Consider the following 18,657-nt stretch of genomic DNA (forward strand, 5'->3'; position numbering starts at 1 on the left):
CGCAACGGCCACTCGAACGGTAACCCGACTACCGCCATTCCTGCCGCCCGGAGTGGCCGGGACCCTTTCCCGGCCCATCCGGAGCGTGACCTATCAGTTACCGCGGCGCCCTGCACCGAGGGCCACGGACCACGCGGTCACAGGCGCGTGAAGCACCACGCGCCCGCGGCGAGAGCGGCCACCGAGGCAAGGGCCGCGAGCGCGGCGGATGCGACAGGGCTCACACCGTCCGCGACGGGCTCGCGGTGCCGCACCCGGACCACGGTCCAGGTCAGCAGCGCGCTTCCGAACAGGGCGAACACCGCCCCCGCGAAGATCGCCGATCCGCTCTCCATGTGCCTTTCCTCCCGTCCCGGGTTGCCCGGACCGGGAGGCTGACACCTGTGCGCGACGAGGAGACCAATCCCCGGTGAACGCAGGGAGGACAGCCCCTCATACGTCCGCCCGGCGCCGCTCAGACGCTGCCGGGTGCCGATATCGCCCCGCTCGACTGGCCGTGATCCGGTTGTGCCACGGTGCACACGACAAACGTGAACCCCTTCTTCCAGAGGCTCTCGTCGGACAGATAGCCGTATACGACGAGATCGGATCCGGGCGCCCAAGTCGACTCGAACTTGTTGCCGCACAGCTTGTTTCCCTGCTCCAGCGCCTCGTTGAAGCCCATGCCCTCCGGGACCTCGGTGAAGCCGATCACCTGGTCGGTGTGCCCATCGGCACAGTCGGTCAGCGACGAGGTGAAGCTGTTCTTGTGGTCGATGTAGATCCAGCAGTCCCCCAGGCTCATCTCGGTCGTCCACACGGTCGCCTCGGTCTCCCGGAACTGCCCGATCTCTCCGCCGATGGGAACATGACGGCCGAGTACGAGACATGCCGTACCTCCGCCGGCCGCCTCGAACCCCTCCTTGGTCGGTGTCACGGCGTAGACGGCCGCGTCGGCCAGCGAGTCGGCCGTCTCCTGGACCTGGCTCGCGCACTGGTCGGCACCGTTGGCCTGGGCGTCGGCGTAGTCGCTCGCCTTCTCGATCGACATCACCTGGCCGTCCGGATAGTCGTGGGCACAGTTCACGACGCCCAGGTTCGGCCTCGACTGGAACGCCATCTGCGGCGACGGCCAGACCACGTGCACACAGTCGCCGGGCTGCAACGCCTTCTTGAGGCCCACTTCCTTTCCGTACGGCAGGCCGGGCACCTTGGACTTCGACTTCGGCTTCGTCGAGGTGGAGTGCCCGTCGGGTGTGCCCTTGTCGCCGGTCAGTGAGGTCGCCGCCCACACACCGCCGCCGATGACAAGGGCGACGGCCGCCACGATGGCGATGACGACCCCGACGCGCTTCCCACCCCGGGGTCCGCCGCCGGGCGGGCCGCCCGGGCCACCGGGACCGCCCGGGTACCCTCCGTGGCCGCCCGGCCCGTCGTACGAGGACACCGTCGGGCTGTTCGCGTACGGATTCCAGCCGCCGTACGGACCACCACCGGCCCCCGGCGTCTGCCCCGGCGTGGCCGGAGCGCCCAGCGGAGTGTGCGGGGTGTTCGGTGTCGGGGGCGCGCCCGGCGTGTGCGGGACGCCCGGGGTCGGGCCGCCGAAGGTGCCCGGGGTCGGGTTGCCGGGAGCGATCAGCGGCTGGTCCATGTACAGCCCGGGGCCCTGGGGCGTGGCCGCCGGCTGGTCGGCGGGGGCGCCCGGCGTGGGCGCTCCGTACGGTCCGCCCATCACATACCCGGGCGGGCCGCTCGCGACGTATCCCGGCGGCGGGTCGGCCATCGAACGGGCGGCCGGTGCGGGCCCGAAGCCCGGCGCCGAGGCGCCCGGCGCCACCGTCCACCCCTGGGGCGCTCCGAAGCCGCTGGACGTCCCCTGCGCCGCCCGCTCCAGCCCGCGGCCCACGGCCTCGGGGGTCAGCCTGCGCACCGGGTCCTTGACCAGCAAACCGTGCAGCACCGGCGCCAGTTCACCCGCTCGCGCCGGCGGGGTGGGCTCCTCACCGAGCAGGGCCGTCAGCGTCGCGAAGTCGCCGTGTCGGTCGAAGGGGCCGCGGCCCTCGACTGCGGCGTACAACGTGGCGCCCAGGGAGAAGAGGTCGGCGGCCGGTGTCGGAGGCTCGCCACGGGCGCGCTCGGGCGCGAGATAGCCGGGCGTCCCGAGGATGCCGGCGGTGGCGGTGAGCCGGGGCTCGTGCGACTCGGGTTGCAGCGCGATGCCGTAGTCGGTGAGCAGCACGCGCGCGTAGGGGTCGCCCGAAGCATCCGGCGCCAGAAGGATGTTGGCCGGTTTCACATCCCTGTGGAGGATCCCGATCCGGTGGCCCGCGGTCAGCGCGTCGAGGACGGCGAGCCCGATCCGGGCCACCTGCGCGGGCGACAGCGGCCCCGAACTCCGTACAACCGCCTGGAGATCGACCGCGTCCGGCACGTACTCCATGACGATCCACGGCAGTCCCTCGTGCACCACCACGTCGTGCACGGTGGCCACATGGGGGTGGCCGCGCAGCCGCGCCGCGTGCCGGGCCTCGCTGCGGGCCCGCGCGATGCGCTGCGCGGGCTCGCTCGCGTCCATCGGCACGTCCGGCAGCGCGATCTCCTTCATGGAGACCTCGCAGGCCAACTCCTTGTCGTACGCCAGCCAGACGCGCCCCATGCCGCCCGCGCCGAGCGTCCGCAGCAGCCGGTACCTGCCGCTGATGATCCTGCCCTGACCCTGATCCGGCGTCTCCCCCGACATCACGCCTCCCCCGAGACAGCGCGCCTCCCCCGAGAACGCGTGGAGCTTGTCCCTAAAAGGTAGCTTCGCATCCACCACTGACAGGAGCCCTTTTGCTGACCAATCCCGTCAGATCGGGCACTTGTGACCCAGTGCAGCGAAGCAGCCCCAGCCGTCCCAGGTCGAGGAAGGTCCCGGGCGGGCGAACCGCCACCCGGAACGATGTCATTCGACCGGTTCGAGGAACCCCTGTTCGACCAGCAGCCGGATCTGCGCGGGTGTCCGGTCGCGCAGCAACACCGGGTCCTCGCCGACAAGTTGGGCGATGGCGTCCAGAATCCGGCCCGCGCTCAGCGAGCCGTCGCACACACCCGCGAAGCCCGCGCCGACCGTGTCCACCTTCGTGGCGCGGCGCATCCCGCGGTGCTGGCGCAGCACCACGTGCTCCGGGTCCTCCGCGCCGGGCAGCCCGACCTGCTCCTGGACGACCTCGGCTGCCAGCGTGAAGTGCCCGGCGAGCAGGGCCGCGTCGTCGTGCGCCCGCAGATAGTCGACGCGGTCGAAGTGGGCGCGCACCGCCTCGCCGAGGGGCTGCTCGACGGAGTGCGGCCACTCCTCCACCGTGACCGAGGCTTCGGCTGCGGCCGCCTTGCGCAGGGTGATCCAGCCGAAGCCGACCGCCTTCACCTTGCGTGCCTCGAACTCGTCGAGCCACGCGTCGTACCGCGCCTGGTACGCGGCAGGGTCCTCCCGGTGGTCACCGGCGTCGCGCAGCCACAACTCGGCGTACTGCGTGACGTCCTGGACCTCGCGCTGCACGATCCAGGCGTCGCAGCCACGCGGCACCCAGGAGCGCAGCCGGTCCTGCCAGTCCTCGCCCTCCACGTGCTGCCAGTTGGCCAGGAACTGCGCGAAGCCTCCTTCGTTCAGCCGGGACCCCGCCTGCTGAACGAGCGTGCGGCACAGATCGTCCCCGCCCATGCCGCCGTCGCGGTAGGTGAGCCGGGCGCCGGGAGAGATCACGAAGGGCGGGTTCGACACGATCAGGTCATACGTCTCGTCGGCGACCGGCTCGAACAGGGAGCCCTCGCGCAGGTCCGCGGCCGGGGCGCCGGAGAGCGCCAGGGTCAGGGCGGTGATGTGCAGCGCGCGCGGGTTCAGGTCGGTCGCCGTCACGCGCGTGGCGTGCTGGGCGGCGTGCAGCGCCTGGATTCCGGAGCCTGTGCCGAGGTCGAGCGCGGCGGCGACGGGCCCGCGCACCGTGATGCCGGCGAGCGTCGTGGAGGCACCACCGACGCCCAGGACGACGCCCTCCTCGCGGCTGCCGATGCCACCGGCGCCGCCCACCGCGCAGCCCAGGTCCGAGACGATGAACCAGTCCTCGCCGTCGGTACCGCCGTACGGCCGGATGTCCACCGTGGCGGAGACCTCGTCCCCACCGACAGCGGTGAGCCAACCGCTCTCCAGGCAGTCGGCGAGGGGCAGCACGTCCGCCAGGCGGGCGCGGGGCACGGGCTGCTGCAACAGGAAGAGCCGTACGAGGGCCTCCAGCGGCGTGTCCCCGCGGGTCGCCCGCAGCGCGGGCACGGTCTCGCTGCGCGCCAGGGCCGCGTACGCGGGGGCGCCGAGCAGGTCGAGGAGTCCGTCGGCGGTGAAGGAGGCCCCGAGCAGGGCGTCCCGCAGCCGGGCGGCGACGTCGGCGCGGTCGGAGGAGGGCAGCGGTGACAGGCTGGTGTTACTCACCCGTCCATTGTGTCGGTTGCCGCCCATGATGCGCGTACCCCTGTGGACAACCTGGCGGACAACATGCGAGAGGGCCCGGCACGCGCGCGTACCGGGCCCTCTTTCGGTTGACCGAACGATCGGCCTCCCTGAGGTCGGCGTTTCGTCGTGGTCGGGCCTTGGCCGAGGTGAGCCGTTGGCCGAGGTCAGCCGTTAGCTGCCGTCAGCCCTTGGCCGCTGTCAGCCGTTGGTCGCCGAAGGCTTGGCGGACGCCGACTTGCAGCTCTCCTGCTTCGCCATCGCCGCACCCACCTCGCCCTCCTCGAGCTTCTTCAGGGCGTCGTTCCCGCTCTGGCTCAGCTTGTCGAGCTGGGTCGCGATGCCCTTCAGACCGTCCGCGAACTTCGACTGGTCCTTGGTGTCGAGCTTTTCGACCTGCGTCTTCAGGTCCGCGTACTTCGCGGAGATGTCGTTGAGTTCCTTGACGGCGTTCGTCTTCTTCGTCTTGCCGTCCTCGACGTCGGGGGCCCCGGCCTTCTCGACGGCGGTGCCGATCGCCTTGTAGGCGTCGGACATGTCCTGGAAGGCCTGGGCGTCGGTCTTCTGGACCTCTTCCGGCGTGCTGTTGTCCGAGGTCTCCTTCTGGATGGCGGTGTTGGCGGCCTCGATCTTCTTCGCCTGCGGCTGCACGGCGTCACAGACCTGCTTGGCCCAGGAGTTCAGCGCGTCGCTGTTGTCGTCGCTGCTACTGCTGCATCCCGACAGCGCCAGTACCAGTACCGCACCGCCGGACAGTGCGGCCGTGAGCTTCTTGTTCACCGGATTGGTCCCTTCCATGGCTCTCGGCCCCGGAACATACACGCCAAGTGGGCGACAACCGCGTGTCGAACATCCGCTTTAACCGGTATTAGAGCCATTTGCACCAAGAGAGAGAAGGCTCACGGCCGGGGTGTGAACACACACAAGAGCGGGCGGACGACACGTCAATACGCACCGTCCGCCCGCCCGTTGAGCGGAACCTGACCAGGTGTGGAACCTGGTGCTACGAAACCACCGCAGGATCCGCCGACTTGGCCACCCGCTCGGAGTCGCTTTCGTCACCCATGGCGATCCCGCGCCGCTTGGACACGTACACCGCGCCCACGATCACGGCGATCGAGACCACCGCGATCAGAATCCGCATCCCGAGGTTCTTGTCGTCGCCGTACGAGAACTTGACGACCGCCGGCGCGATCAGCAGCGCCACCAGGTTCATCACCTTCAGCAGCGGGTTGATCGCGGGACCCGCGGTGTCCTTGAAGGGGTCGCCGACGGTGTCGCCGATCACCGTCGCGGCATGGGCCTCACTGCCCTTGCCGCCGTAGTGACCGTCCTCGACGAGCTTCTTCGCGTTGTCCCACGCACCGCCGGAGTTGGCGAGGAAGACCGCCATCAGCGTGCCGGTGCCGATCGCGCCCGCGAGGAACGAGCCGAGCGCCCCGACCCCGAGCGTGAAACCGATCGCGATCGGCGTCAGCACGGCGAGCAGTCCGGGCGTGGCGAGCTCGCGCAGGGCGTCCTTGGTGCAGATGTCGACGACCCGCCCGTACTCGGGCTTCTCCGTGTAGTCCATGATCCCGGGGTGCTCGCGGAACTGCCGCCGCACCTCGTAGACCACGGCCCCGGCGGACCGGGACACCGCGTTGATCGCCAGCCCCGAGAAGAGGAAGACGACCGCGGCGCCTGCGATGAGACCGACCAGGTTGTTGGGCTGGGAGATGTCCATCATCAGGTTCAGCGGGGCGCCCGCGCCGGAGACCTTCTCGCCCACGTCGTGTGCCGCCGTGGTGATCGCGTCCCGGTAGGAGCCGAAGAGCGCCGAGGCCGCGAGGACGGCCGTGGCGATGGCGATGCCCTTGGTGATGGCCTTGGTGGTGTTGCCCACGGCGTCCAGGTCGGTGAGCACCTGGGCGCCCGCGCCCTCGACGTCGCCGGACATCTCGGCGATGCCCTGCGCGTTGTCGGAGACCGGACCGAAGGTGTCCATGGCGACGATGACACCGACCGTGGTGAGCAGACCGGTACCGGCCAGGGCCACCGCGAACAGCGCCAGCATGATGGACGTACCGCCGAGCAGGAACGCCCCGTACACGCCGAGGCCGATCAACAGGGCGGTGTAGACGGCCGATTCGAGTCCGATCGAGATACCGGCGAGGACGACGGTGGCCGCGCCGGTGAGTGAACTCTTGCCGATGTCCCGCACGGGACGCCGGGTGGTCTCGGTGAAGTAGCCGGTGAGCTGCTGGATCAGCGCGGCCAGCACGATGCCGATCGCGACGGCGACGAGCGCGAAGATCCGCGGATCGCCGTCCTTGGCCTTGATCGCCGCGTTCGTGACCCCGTCCAGTTCGGCGTAGGTGGACGGCAGGTAGATGAAGACCGCCGCGGCCACCAGTCCCAGCGAGATCACCGCGGAGATGAAGAAGCCGCGGTTGATCGCGCTCATCCCGCTGCGGTCGGACCGGCGCGGGGCGACCGCGAAGATGCCGATCATCGCGGTGAGCACGCCGATCGCGGGCACGATCAGCGGGAACGCGAGTCCGGCGTCGCCGAACGCGGCCTTGCCGAGGATCAGCGCGGCGACGAGCGTGACGGCGTACGACTCGAAGAGGTCCGCCGCCATGCCCGCGCAGTCGCCGACGTTGTCGCCCACGTTGTCGGCGATGGTCGCGGCATTGCGCGGGTCGTCCTCCGGGATGCCCTGCTCGACCTTGCCGACCAGGTCGGCGCCGACGTCGGCGGCCTTGGTGAAGATGCCGCCGCCGACACGCATGAACATGGCGATCAGTGCGGCACCGAGACCGAATCCTTCGAGCACCTTCGGCGCGTCGGCCGCGTACACCAGCACCACGCAGGAGGCGCCCAGCAGACCGAGCCCCACCGTGAACATGCCGACGACGCCGCCCGTGCGGAAAGCGATCTTCATGGCTTTGTGCGAGACGGCGGTGAGATCCTTTTCGGGCTCACCCTCCGCCGGAGTCGCTTCCCTTGCCGCGGCGGCCACGCGGACATTGCTCCGTACTGCGAGCCACATACCGATATAGCCGGTGGTGGCCGAGAACACCGCGCCGATCAAGAAGAAGATCGATCGGCCCGCGCGCTGATTCCAGTCGTCCGCGGGCAACAGCATGAGCAGGAAGAACACCACGACGGCGAATACGCCGAGCGTGCGCATCTGGCGCCCCAGGTAGGCATTCGCGCCCTCCTGGATCGCCGTCGCGATCTTCTTCATGCTGTCGGTGCCCTCGCCGGCGGCGAGCACCTGCCGTACGAGAACCCCGGCGACCACGAGGGCCGCGAGGGCGACAGCACCGATCACCATCACGATGAGCCGGTTGTCGTCTGTCAGTACTGCGGCTGCGAAGGTTGTGGGGTGGTCAAACTGATGAGGGGTAGAAAGCCCCGCCATTCGTCCTCCTTGACGCCTGTGCTGAGCTCAAGATGTGGACGGATTGTAGGTACCGGAACCTGATCAAAACAGTGCGCGGTAAACGGAATTAGCCTTCACATGCTCTTCAGCAAATGATCGACGCGTCACCATGGGGCTCGAAAGAAGTAATGCCTCAAAGGCGTTGACGCTTGATCCAATTATCGCGCGATTGATCGTGAATCAATTCACGAATTGCTCTGTGTGATCACTGTACGGTCCGGCACTGACAGCGGGACATGCCGAAGGGCCCTACTCAGTAGGGCCCTTCGGGGCAAGAGATGCCGCGGCTCAAGGCCGCTGCGGGGGGGGGGGGGGGGGGGAGACGCGAGGCTGCTGTCAGGGAAGAGCCGTGGCCGGCGGCGTGGTGGGCCAGCTCATCCTGATCAGCCCGCCGTTCTCTCCGGCGGTGACCTCCACGTCGTCGACGAGGCCGCTGATGACGGCGAGGCCCATTTCGTCCTCGTCGCTCTCCACGTCCGTGTCGCCGCCGTCGCCGCGGGCTCCCGGAGCCTTGTCACCGGGGGCCGCGCGCGGTGCCTCGTCGCCGACCTCGATGGAGAACTGCTTCTCCTCCTCGATCAGCGTCACTCGCACCGGTGCCGACGTTCCGCTGCTCTGGTGCAGTCCGACGGCGCGGGTACAGGCCTCGCCCACGGCGAGTCTGACCTCGTCGAGTACGGCCTCGTCCACTCCGGCCCTGCGCGCCACCGCTGCCGCCACCAGTCGGGCGGTCCTGACGTGCTCGGGCAGCGCGCTGAAGCGGAGTTCAACGGTGGCCATGCATCCCCCTCAGAACTTCGGGCGTGCTGTCGGAGGGCCGGGCCGCCGAGGCCCGGTCCCCCCACGTTGGTTCGACCGTCATGGGCGCGCGACTACTGCCGGTCTTCGGCTCGCGGCCCGGTGACGGGTCAGTCGGTGGCCGCCACCGCTTCCTCGACCGAGGTGTGGATCGGGAACACCTTGGTGAGACCGGTGATGCGGAAGATCTTCAGAATGCGCTCCTGGTTGCAGACCAGGCGCAACGAGCCCTCATGGGCACGCACACGCTTCAGGCCGCCGACCAGCACGCCGAGCCCGGTGGAGTCGAGGAAGTCGACGCCCTCCATGTCGACGACGAGGTGGAAACTCCCGTCGTTGACCAGCTCGACCAGCTGCTCGCGCAGCTTGGGCGCGGTATATACGTCGATTTCGCCACCGACCTCGACGACCGTACGATCGCCGACGGTACGGGTCGACAGGGACAGGTCCACGGATCCTCCAGCACCTTGCTATCGAGCGGTCGCCCCTCAGGACACCTCGGCGGAGCCCTTGGGACGTTCGCCAGCCGCGATGGCATTCAATCACTTACCGGCAGGCGTGCACGACGCCTTGGCTCCATTGTCCGTCAAGCCAGTGACACACTCGGTGCCGATGGCCAAGAATCACCGATCCGATCGACCCTCGACGGACACCGCTTCCCGCCCCTCGCCGGGCACGGTCCTGGACCGGCTCGCCTCGGGGCCGAGCCGGGCTTCGCGCATCACTCATACGGAGCACTTGCCCCCGCGCGAGGGTCGCCATGCCGTCTGGCCTGACCGGATTCGCTCAGAGGTCATCGCCGCGGTGCAGGCAGCGGGCATCGAGCACCCCTGGGCCCACCAGGCACTGGCCGCCGAGCACGCCCTGGACGGCGACTCGGTGGTCGTCGCCACGGGCACCGCCTCCGGCAAGTCCCTGGCCTATCTCGTACCGGTGCTGTCGCGTCTGCTGGACGGGTCGGAGGCGCCCAACGGCCGCGGGGCCACCGCGCTGTACCTGGCCCCGACCAAGGCCCTTGCGGCGGACCAGTGCCGGTCCGTGAAGGAACTTTCACAACCTCTGGGCCATGCGGTGCGCCCCGCGGTCTACGACGGCGACACGCCCGTCGAGGAGCGCGAATGGGTACGCCAGTACGCCAACTACGTTCTGACCAACCCCGACATGCTGCACCGCGGCATACTGCCCTCGCACCCCCGCTGGTCCTCCTTCCTGAAATCGCTGAAGTTCGTCGTCATCGACGAGTGCCACACCTACCGCGGTGTCTTCGGCTCCCACGTCGCCCAGGTCCTGCGCCGGCTGCGCCGCCTCTGCGCGCGCTACGGCGCCTCCCCGGTCTTCCTGCTGGCCTCCGCGACCGCCGCCGAGCCCTCGGTCGCCGCCGGTCGGCTCACGGGCCTCCCGGTGGTGGAGGTCGCGGACGACGCCTCCCCGCGCGGCGAACTGGTGTTCGCCCTCTGGGAGCCCCCGCTCACCGAGCTGCACGGCGAGAAGGGCGCACCGGTGCGCCGCACGGCCACCGCCGAGACCGCCGACCTGCTGACGGACCTCGCCATCCAGGGCGTGCGCACGGTGGCCTTCGTACGGTCCCGGCGCGGCGCCGAGCTGATCGCGGTGATCGCCCAGGAACGGCTCGCCGAGGTCGACCGCTCACTGGCCCGGCGCGTGGCCGCCTACCGCGGCGGCTACCTCCCCGAGGAACGCCGCGCCCTCGAACGCGCCCTGCACTCCGGCGAACTCCTCGGCCTCTCCGCCACCACCGCCCTCGAACTCGGCATCGACGTCTCCGGGTTGGACGCGGTCGTCATCGCCGGATATCCCGGCACACGGGCTTCGCTGTGGCAACAGGCGGGCCGGGCCGGACGCTCGGGCCAGGGGGCTCTCGCCATCCTGGTCGCCCGCGACGACCCGCTGGACACCTTCCTCGTCCACCACCCCGAAGCCCTCTTCGACCAGCCGGTGGAATCCACCGTCCTCGACCCCGACAACCCGTACGTCCTGGCCCCGCACCTGTGCGCGGCCGCCGCGGAACTGCCATTGGTGGACGAGGACCTGGCGCTGTTCGGCCCGTCCACCGAGGAACTGCTTCCGCAGCTGGAGGCTGCGAAGCTGCTGCGCAGGCGCACCAAGGCCTGGCACTGGACGCGCCGGGAGCGGGCCGCGGACCTGACGGACATCCGCGGCGACGGCGGGCGCCCCGTCCAGGTCGTCGAGGCCGGCACCGGGCGACTGCTCGGCACGGTCGACGCGGGTTCCTCGCACACGAGCGTCCACGAGGGCGCGGTGCATCTGCACCAGGGCCGTACGTACCTGGTGCGGACGCTGGACCTGGAGGACTCCGTCGCGCTGGTCGAGGAGGCCAACCCGCCGTATTCGACAGTCGCCCGCGACACGACGGCCATCTCCGTGCTGGAGACGGACACTGAAGTCCCCTGGGGCCAGGGCCGGTTGTGCTACGGATCCGTCGAAGTCACCAACCAGGTCGTCTCCTTCCTGCGTCGCAAGCTCATCACCGGCGAAGTGCTCGGCGAATCGAAACTCGACCTCCCTCCTCGTACGCTGCGCACCCGCGCCGTGTGGTGGACCGTCACCGAGGACCAGCTGGACGCGGCCAGGATCAACCCGGAGATCCTCGGCGGCGCCCTGCACGCCGCCGAGCACGCGTCCATCGGCATGCTTCCGCTGTTCGCCACCTGCGACCGCTGGGACATCGGCGGCGTCTCCATCCCGCTGCACCCGGACACCCTCCTTCCCACGGTCTTCGTCTACGACGGCCACCCGGGCGGCGCGGGCTTCGCCGAGCGCGCCTTCCACACCGCGCGCTCCTGGCTCACCGCCACCCGCCAGGCCATCGCCTCCTGCGAGTGCGACGCCGGCTGCCCGTCCTGCATCCAGTCCCCCAAGTGCGGCAACGGCAACGATCCCCTCCACAAACGCGGAGCCGTACGCCTCCTCACGGAGCTGTTGCGGGAGGCACCGGAGGGGTAGCCACCGGGGCCGGCGGAGTGGCCGTGCCTTCGGGGCCGGGGGCGACCGGTCCTGCGGGTCCCGCCCTCGATCTGACCTCGGCGGCGAACGGGCCCCGGCCGGACGCCGCCGTCACGTCCGAGGTCTCGCCCTCGATCGCACACCGGACGAGCCGGGCCCGTTGCGCCCGCGCCACACGGTCCGCCCGCGCACAGGCCGCCGTTCCCCCGTCCATCCAGTGGTCCGCCGCCGCGAGCGCCGCCAGATCGGCCGCCCCCGCGGCACGGTGCCGGACCACCACGGCCTGCCCCATGGCCAGCACAGCCCCGAAGACGACACACAGCACACTGATCGCCCCCATGACCCAGACGGTCGCAGAGCCCCTGTCCGACGCGAACCGCCGCCCGATCGCATCGGGTTCACGACGACCCGACGCGAACTTGCCTCCACCCAGCCTGGGTTCCTCCCGCTTCGTCCTGAACTTCCGCCCTTCCGGCCCGAGTTCCTCACAGCCCGACGCCGACTCCCCCGTCTCAGAGGCGAACCTGTCCCCTGCCTCCATCCCAGCCGAACCGCCTCCCCTCATCACCCGCTCACCCCCACCGTCTCCTCCGCCAAGGCCACGGCCTCATCGCTCAGTTCCAGGGTCAGCGCGTCGGGACCCGGCGCATGGGCCGTGACACGTACCCGGACCAGGTCGCCCTCCCGGCTCACCGCGACGCTCGCACCGCGTGGGGCGGCTTGACGGGCCGTGGCCAGGACCGCGTCGGGCGGGTCCTGGCGGGCCGCCGCGCGGGCACCCGCCCTCGCCGCGTCCACACACTGGATCTGCGCGGACGCGGCGAGCAGGGCCCAGACGAGCGCCATCGCCACGAGGACCAGTGCGGGCAGCACCACGGCGGCCTCTGCCGTCACGAACCCGCCGTCCCCGCTCGGACCCCGGCCACGACCCCGGTCGCGACCGGTCGCCCACCGCCCCCGTCCGGGCTCGGTCCCTTCACATCTGGACATTGAGCGCCCGCTCCACGATGCCCTGCAACTGCTCGGTGACCTGCCCGCTCGTCAGCACCTTGTAGAGCACCGCCGCGAACGCGACTGCCGCGATGATCCCCACCGCGTACTCGGACGTGACCATGCCCGCGTCCCTCCGCACCAGGCCGCGCAGCCACGCCCGCGCCCACACCCGTACTCGTACCGCCTTGCTCATCTCAACCCCCGTAAGGTCCAACTCTGTTGATCGTTCGTCGTCCGGTCGCTCAGCTGTCTCGACCGCTCATCGACCACCTCCGCCCAGCACCCCGTCCGCCAGCCCGATCACCACGGGCAGCACGCCGATCGCGAGGAACGCGGGCAGGAAGCACAGCCCCACCGGGGCGGTGACCATGACGGCCGCCCGGCGCGCTCGTTCCGTCGCGGTGCGCCCCCAAGCGGCGCGAGCCTCCGCGGCCTGCCGGGCGACAGGCCCCGCGGCCGGTACGCCCGACTCGCCCGCCCGTTCCAGCAGCCGTGCCAGCGCCCCGGCACCCGGTATCGACGCCAGCCTCCGCCACGCCCCGGCCGGTTCGCCGCCGAGACGTACCTCCGCCGCGCCCCGCGCAAGCCGCTCCCCGACCGGCCCGCCCAGGGCCTCGCCGACGGCCTGAGCCGCCATCACGGGCCCCGCACCGGCCGCGATGCATGCGGCCACCAGATCAGCGGCGAGGGGGAGTTGCCGGGCGGCCTGCGCCGCGTCGTACTCCTCCACGGGGCCGGACGGCAGCCGCTGCCGCCACCACCTGATGCCGAGCCCGGCTGCCAGGCCCAGCAGAACCCCGGCGAAGCCCCCGACCAGCACCCAGCCGCCGCACACCGCTCCCACCAGCGGGAGCCATCGCCGCGCCACGCCCCGCACCTCGAAGCGCCGCCCCTCGGGCGCCGCCACCTCCGAGGCCAGCAGCTCGGCCAGCCGTCTGCGGACCCTTCGCTCGCGCCGGGCTGCCCCGAGCGACTGCGCGAGCCATCCGACCGTCAGCGCCCCGCACACCAGCGCCCCCAGCCTGTGGACAACATCCGCGCTCATGCGGCCTCCGCTCCTCTCACGATCCGCAGCGCCCACCACATCCCGACGCCCTCCAGCACACCGCCGACCAGCAGGCAGCCGAGTCCCGCGCCGGTGTGCAGCAGCACATGCAGCGGATCGGCGCCCAACGCGGTGCCCAGCAGGAGCCCCAGCACCGGCAGCCCGGCGAGCATCACCGCCGTCGACCTGGACCCGGCCAACTGGGCCCGCAGATCCGCCCGCTGGTCCCGCTCTGCACGCAACGCCCCCTCCAGCCGGTCGAGCCCCGCCGCCAGGCCCGCGCCGCGGTCCACAGCCACCCGCCAGCACGCCGCGAGCCCCACGAGTCCGTCGGCCCCCGGCTGCCGTGCCGCATCCGTGAGCGCGCTCGGCACATCCCCGCCGAACCGCGCCGCCGCCAGCACCACCGCCTGCGCCTCGCCGAGCCCGCCCGAGTCGCGCGCCGCCCGGAGCAGCGCCTCGCCCGGCTGCCGCCCGGCCCGCACCTCCCCGGCGAGCGCCCCGCACAGGGCGATCACGGCATCACCGCGCCGCTCCCGCTCGCGCCGTGCCTCCCCTGCCCTCCGCACCCGCCTCAGCAGCGGCACACCGGCCGCCCCGACGAGCAGCGGGAGGATGGACGTGCCCAGCAGGGCGATCACCGCTCCGGCGACCAGCGCCCATCCTTCGGGGCGCAGCCGCCGGCGCAGTCGGCGCCATCCGGCGAGCGCCCACTCCCCTGGCGGCGGCCCGGTCGCCACCGCCGCACTGCCGGCGAGCAGCAGCCGCGCTCTGCGCATCCCCGATTCCCGCCCGCCCATCAGACAGGCCGCAGCCCCGGCGCACGCCATGGCCGCGCCCATCGACATCTCACCGATCGCCACCCTGTCCCCCGTCCGCATCGCGGTCCTCGACCCCCGTCACAGTCCCTCGCTCCTCTCGCTCCCGTCCCGGAGCAGCCCTCGCAGCCGCTCCCACCCCCGCTCGTAGGCGAAGGCCTCCGTGCCCCACCTCAGTGCGGGCACGGTCACCACCAGCCCAGAGGGGTCCCGTTCCAGTACGTGCACCTCGGCGATCCGCCGCCGCCCGGCCCGGTCGCGCACGAGATGCAGGACCACCGACAGGGCGGCCGCCAACTGGCTGTGCAGCGCTGCCCGGTCGAGCCCGGCGGCCGTGCCGAGCGCCTCCAGGCGGGCCGGTACCTGCCCCGCCGCGTTCGCGTGCACCGTTCCGCAGCCGCCCTCATGGCCCGTGTTCAGCGCGGCCAGCAGGGAGACAACCTCTGGCCCGCGCACCTCGCCGACGACCAGCCGGTCCGGTCGCATGCGCAGGGCCTGACGCACCAGGTCCTGGAGGGCGACGAGCCCGACGCCTTCCTGGTTGGCGGGCCGCCCCTCCAGGCGCACCACGTGGGGATGGTCGGGCCGCAGCTCCGCGGAGTCCTCGGCCAGCACGATCCGCTCGCCCGGTCCGACGAGCCCCAGCAGTGCGCTCAACAGGGTCGTCTTGCCGCTCCCGGTCCCTCCGCTGATCAGGAACGACAGCCGGGCGTCCAGCAGGGCTCTGAGCACCCGGTCCCCGCCGGGCGGGACCGTGCCCGCCGCCATCAGTTCGTCGAGCGTGAACGCCCGCGGCCGTACGACCCGTAGCGACAGGCAGGTCGAGCCGACGGCGACCGGTGGCAGCACCGCGTGCAGGCGTGTCCCGTCCGGGAGCCGCGCGTCCACCCAGGGCCGGGCGTCGTCGAGCCGGCGCCCGGCCACCGCCGCGAGGCGCTGCGCGAGCCGTCGTACGGCTGCCGCGTCCGCGAAGGAGACGGCCGTCAGCTCCAGGCCTCCGCCCCGGTCCACCCACACCCGGTCCGGCGCGGAGACCAGCACGTCGGTCACCGACGGGTCGGCGAGCAGGGGTTCCAGCGGCCCGCTGCCGACCAGTTCGGAACGCAACCGCTCGGCCGCGCCGAGGACTTCGGCGTCCCCGAGCACTCTTCCCTGCTCGCGCAGTGCCTGCGCCACACGCGCGGGTGTCGGCTCGGAGCCGCTCTCGGCGAGCCACTGCCGTACGCCGTCGAGGAGGCCCGCACCGCAGTCCATGCCCGTCGCGCCGTCCCATCGGCCGCTCATACGCCACCCGCCTCGGCCAGTGCCCGCTCCCAGAAGGCCGCGCAGAACCGGCCGAGCGGGCCGCGCGCCGCTCCCCCGGGTGGCACAGCGCCGTCCGGGACCAGTGGTTCGACAGGCACTTCGCCGACCAGTGGCAGCCCGAGCAGCCGTCCCACCTCGCGGTCGTCCAGTCCCGGCGCACCGGGGCCCCGGACCACGACCCGCAGATCGCGCAGGACCATGCCGACCGCGGATGCCACCCGTTTGGCCGCCGCGACCGCGCGCAGCTCTGCGGGGACCACCAGCAGGCCGACGTCCAGCTGGGCGAGGGCCTCGGCGGCGCCTTCGTCGATCCGGCGCGGCAGGTCGACGACCACCGTGCCACCGCGCCGTCTGGCGGCAGCCAGCACCGCGCGCACGGCCTGGGGCGGGATGGCGACGCTGTCGCCGCGGTCCCAGCTCAGCACCCGCAGCGCGTGCAGTTCGGGCAGGGACTCCTCCAGGGCGCCGCCGCCGACCCGCCCGCGGGAGGCGGCGAAAGCCGGCCAGCGCAGGCCTTCGGCGGTCTCTCCGCCCAGCAGTACATCGAGTCCGCCGCCCAGTGGATCCGCGTCCACCAGCAGCGTGCGACGTCCCTCACGCGCCGAGGTGACGGCGAGCGCGCAGGCGAGCGTGGAGGCTCCGGCGCCGCCGCGACCGCCGATCACTCCGACGGTGAGCGCGGGCCGGCCGACTCCTTCGGCCACGTCGGCGATCCGGTCGACCAGCCACTGCTCACCGTCCGGCAGCATCAGGACATGGTCCGCGCCGATCTCGACGGCCCGCCGCCAGACTCCGGAATCGTCCTGATCCCGCCCGACGAGCACCACTCCGCGTCGGCGCGCGGCGCCACGCACCCGTCGCGCGGCATCGTCGCCGACCAGGACGAGCGGCGCCGACTCCCAGCTGCCTCTGCGATCCGGAACCCCGTGGTGGACCTCCGGCCTGGCGCCGGCCGCCGCGCACAGGCGCAGCAGGTCGTCGAGGAGTTCGGCGTCCTCGGTGACGATCAACGGTCCGCCCTGCCGCCCTTCGGCGGCGGGCGGCCGGTCGTGTGTGATGGCTCCCGCCACGATCTCCAGCCCCCTTCGCTGCTTCTTGCGCGAAGCCCCCTGGGACCCCGCGATTCCCGCTCGTGTGAAGAACCGGCAACCGGCCTCCATATGAACGGCCGATACGAACCGGCCAAACGCGCCCGACAAACGGAACCGGTCATGAAGTTGCCGTGAGCCGGACGCGCTGGAATCACGGTGCAGCGATCCCGGAAATCGTGTGGATCTTGGTCGATAACTGTGGACAACTCAGCGGTTGTGAATATCGCCTTCACCCATACCGGTGACCCCTGTGCGACTTCCATGGAGCAGCGCGACGGTTACACACAGTGACGAACCGTGCGCAAGGGAAGACTAGGTCGCAGCACTGACAATGCGGCGCCGAGGCCGCACAGAAGAGGGGGAAAACCCATCTGGACATGCGACGACCCCCGCCGGGGGGGAGAGCGGGGGTCGTCCCCACGATCTGACTCGGGGGGGGGAGGAGCCAGACCGGGTTAGCACGGTCGCGAACGATCCGTGACTTCCATGGTGTACCCGAGAGCCCTCTCAGGCAAACCCACGCGCCACACCTTACGCCGAATGGTGGGCGCCTATGCTCGGCTCGTGGAAAACCACTCCTTGCCTCGCACAGCAGCCTTCTTTGACCTGGACAAGACGGTCATTGCGAAGTCGAGCACGCTCACGTTCAGCAAGTCGTTCTACCAAGGCGGGCTGATCAACCGCAGAGCGGCCTTGCGCACCGCATATGCCCAGTTCGTGTTCCTCGCGGGCGGCGCCGACCACGACCAGATGGAGCGGATGCGCAAGTACCTGTCCGCGCTCTGCCGTGGATGGAACGTCCAGCAGGTCAAGGAGATCGTCGCGGAGACGCTGCATGACCTGATCGACCCGATCATCTACGACGAGGCCGCGTCCCTCATCGAGGAGCACCACACCGCCGGACGCGACGTCGTGATCGTGTCCACGTCCGGCGCGGAGGTCGTCGAGCCGATCGGGGAACTGCTCGGCGCGGACCACGTGGTGGCGACGCGGATGGTCGTGGGCGACGACGGCTGCTTCACCGGCGAGGTGGAGTACTACGCGTACGGCCCGACGAAGGCCGAGGCCGTCAAGGAGCTGGCGGCGTCCGAGGGCTATGACCTCGCGCGCTGCTACGCCTACAGCGACTCTGCGACCGACATCCCGATGCTGGCGTCCGTCGGGCACCCGCACGCGGTCAATCCGGACCGGGCGCTGCGGCGCGAGGCGGTCGCCCGCTCCTGGCCGATTCTGGACTTCCACCGTCCGGTCCGACTGAAGCAGCGGATCCCCACGCTGTCCGTGCCGCCCCGTCCGGCGCTCGTCGCGGCGGCGGCCGTGGGCGCTGCCGCGGCCACCGCGGGGCTCGTCTGGTACGCGAGCCGGCGTCGGGCGGCCGCCATTTAATGGGGCGTACGACCTCGCCGTATCGGAGAGACGCCCGAATCACACCGTTTGAACCTAAAAGTAAAGAACTGCAGCCAGGGGTTCCGCTTCCTCCGGACCTGGAGTACAAAGGGGTTAACGGCCCGCGAGACCAAGGACATCCGAGAGGATCACCTTTAAACGCAACGAAGGCCCCACGGACCGAGCATGAACATCGAGCACCCACGCGACGTCGACCCGTCGATTACGGGCCAGCCGCACCAGGCCACGGGCCACAGTTCCCGACCTGATGGGCATATATCGAGGACGCTTGGTAACACGGTGAACATGCCAGCGGCGGTACGAGAACTCGTACCGCCGCAACTCTG

Annotated in this window: 16 protein-coding genes; 2 read left to right on the forward strand and 14 right to left on the reverse strand. The window is 71.1% G+C overall.

The genetic code is table 11. From position 1 onward, the window contains the following. Positions 1 to 137 precede the first annotated feature (137 nt). The 7 genes from AB5J56_RS20820 to bldG form a co-directional block, all read right to left on the reverse strand. A complete protein-coding gene (locus tag AB5J56_RS20820; RefSeq protein ID WP_369234244.1) occupies positions 138 to 335 on the reverse strand; it encodes a hypothetical protein in 198 nt (65 codons plus the stop codon). A gap of 119 nt (positions 336 to 454) precedes the next feature. Further along, complete coding sequence (locus AB5J56_RS20825; RefSeq protein ID WP_369234245.1) at positions 455 to 2,719, reverse strand: protein kinase; 2,265 nt, start codon at positions 2,717 to 2,719, stop codon at positions 455 to 457. Between the two features lie 204 nt (positions 2,720 to 2,923). Then, positions 2,924 to 4,441, reverse strand: coding sequence for a methyltransferase (locus tag AB5J56_RS20830; protein WP_369234246.1), 1,518 nt, complete (start codon positions 4,439 to 4,441; stop codon positions 2,924 to 2,926). Between the two features lie 219 nt (positions 4,442 to 4,660). After that, on the reverse strand, positions 4,661 to 5,257 hold the full coding sequence (locus tag AB5J56_RS20835; protein WP_369234247.1) for a small secreted protein: 597 nt from the start codon (positions 5,255 to 5,257) through the stop codon (positions 4,661 to 4,663). 205 nt (positions 5,258 to 5,462) lie between these two features. Next, entirely contained in the window at positions 5,463 to 7,868 is a 2,406-nt protein-coding gene (locus AB5J56_RS20840; protein ID WP_369234248.1) for a sodium-translocating pyrophosphatase, read from the reverse strand. Positions 7,869 to 8,225: 357 nt separating this feature from the next. Beyond that, positions 8,226 to 8,669 (reverse strand): ATP-binding protein, encoded by a 444-nt coding sequence (locus AB5J56_RS20845; protein ID WP_369234250.1) that lies wholly within the window; start codon positions 8,667 to 8,669, stop codon positions 8,226 to 8,228. Positions 8,670 to 8,797: 128 nt separating this feature from the next. Beyond that, entirely contained in the window at positions 8,798 to 9,139 is a 342-nt protein-coding gene (bldG, locus tag AB5J56_RS20850; RefSeq protein WP_003975386.1) for an anti-sigma factor antagonist BldG, read from the reverse strand. Between the two features lie 79 nt (positions 9,140 to 9,218). Here bldG and AB5J56_RS20855 point away from each other — a divergent pair, with 79 nt between their 5' ends. Further along, entirely contained in the window at positions 9,219 to 11,672 is a 2,454-nt protein-coding gene (locus AB5J56_RS20855) for a DEAD/DEAH box helicase (protein ID WP_369234251.1), read from the forward strand. Here AB5J56_RS20855 and AB5J56_RS20860 read toward each other — a convergent pair. From AB5J56_RS20860 to ssd, 7 genes are all read right to left on the reverse strand, one after another. Beyond that, positions 11,638 to 12,012, reverse strand: a complete 375-nt coding sequence (locus AB5J56_RS20860; protein WP_369234252.1) for an Rv3654c family TadE-like protein — start codon at positions 12,010 to 12,012, stop codon at positions 11,638 to 11,640. The two genes, AB5J56_RS20855 and AB5J56_RS20860, sit on opposite strands and share 35 nt — an antisense overlap. A gap of 224 nt (positions 12,013 to 12,236) precedes the next feature. Next, positions 12,237 to 12,662, reverse strand: coding sequence for a TadE family type IV pilus minor pilin (locus AB5J56_RS20865; RefSeq protein WP_369234253.1), 426 nt, complete (start codon positions 12,660 to 12,662; stop codon positions 12,237 to 12,239). Next, positions 12,649 to 12,858 carry a DUF4244 domain-containing protein gene (locus AB5J56_RS20870; RefSeq protein ID WP_369234254.1) on the reverse strand — a complete coding sequence of 70 codons (210 nt, stop codon included), beginning with the start codon at positions 12,856 to 12,858 and terminating at the stop codon, positions 12,649 to 12,651. The genes AB5J56_RS20865 and AB5J56_RS20870 overlap by 14 nt, the downstream gene beginning before the upstream one ends. 66 nt (positions 12,859 to 12,924) lie before the next feature. Next, positions 12,925 to 13,710 (reverse strand): type II secretion system F family protein, encoded by a 786-nt coding sequence (locus tag AB5J56_RS20875; protein WP_369234255.1) that lies wholly within the window; start codon positions 13,708 to 13,710, stop codon positions 12,925 to 12,927. Next, entirely contained in the window at positions 13,707 to 14,552 is an 846-nt protein-coding gene (locus AB5J56_RS20880; protein WP_369242679.1) for a type II secretion system F family protein, read from the reverse strand. Before AB5J56_RS20880 ends, AB5J56_RS20875 begins: the two co-directional genes overlap by 4 nt. 57 nt (positions 14,553 to 14,609) lie before the next feature. Beyond that, the gene (locus tag AB5J56_RS20885) at positions 14,610 to 15,812 is read right to left on the reverse strand and encodes a TadA family conjugal transfer-associated ATPase (RefSeq protein ID WP_369234256.1); all 1,203 of its coding nucleotides are present in this window, start codon (positions 15,810 to 15,812) and stop codon (positions 14,610 to 14,612) included. Next, positions 15,809 to 16,903: a septum site-determining protein Ssd gene (gene ssd / locus AB5J56_RS20890; protein ID WP_369234257.1), complete on the reverse strand. Its 1,095-nt coding sequence runs from the start codon at positions 16,901 to 16,903 to the stop codon at positions 15,809 to 15,811. Before ssd ends, AB5J56_RS20885 begins: the two co-directional genes overlap by 4 nt. A 561-nt stretch (positions 16,904 to 17,464) precedes the next feature. Between ssd and AB5J56_RS20895 the strand changes: the two genes are divergently transcribed. Then, positions 17,465 to 18,310 (forward strand): HAD family hydrolase, encoded by an 846-nt coding sequence (locus AB5J56_RS20895; protein ID WP_369234258.1) that lies wholly within the window; start codon positions 17,465 to 17,467, stop codon positions 18,308 to 18,310. Positions 18,311 to 18,657 lie beyond the last annotated feature (347 nt).

The sequence above is a fragment of the Streptomyces sp. R21 genome, assembly GCF_041051975.1.
GTDB lineage: Bacteria > Actinomycetota > Actinomycetes > Streptomycetales > Streptomycetaceae > Streptomyces.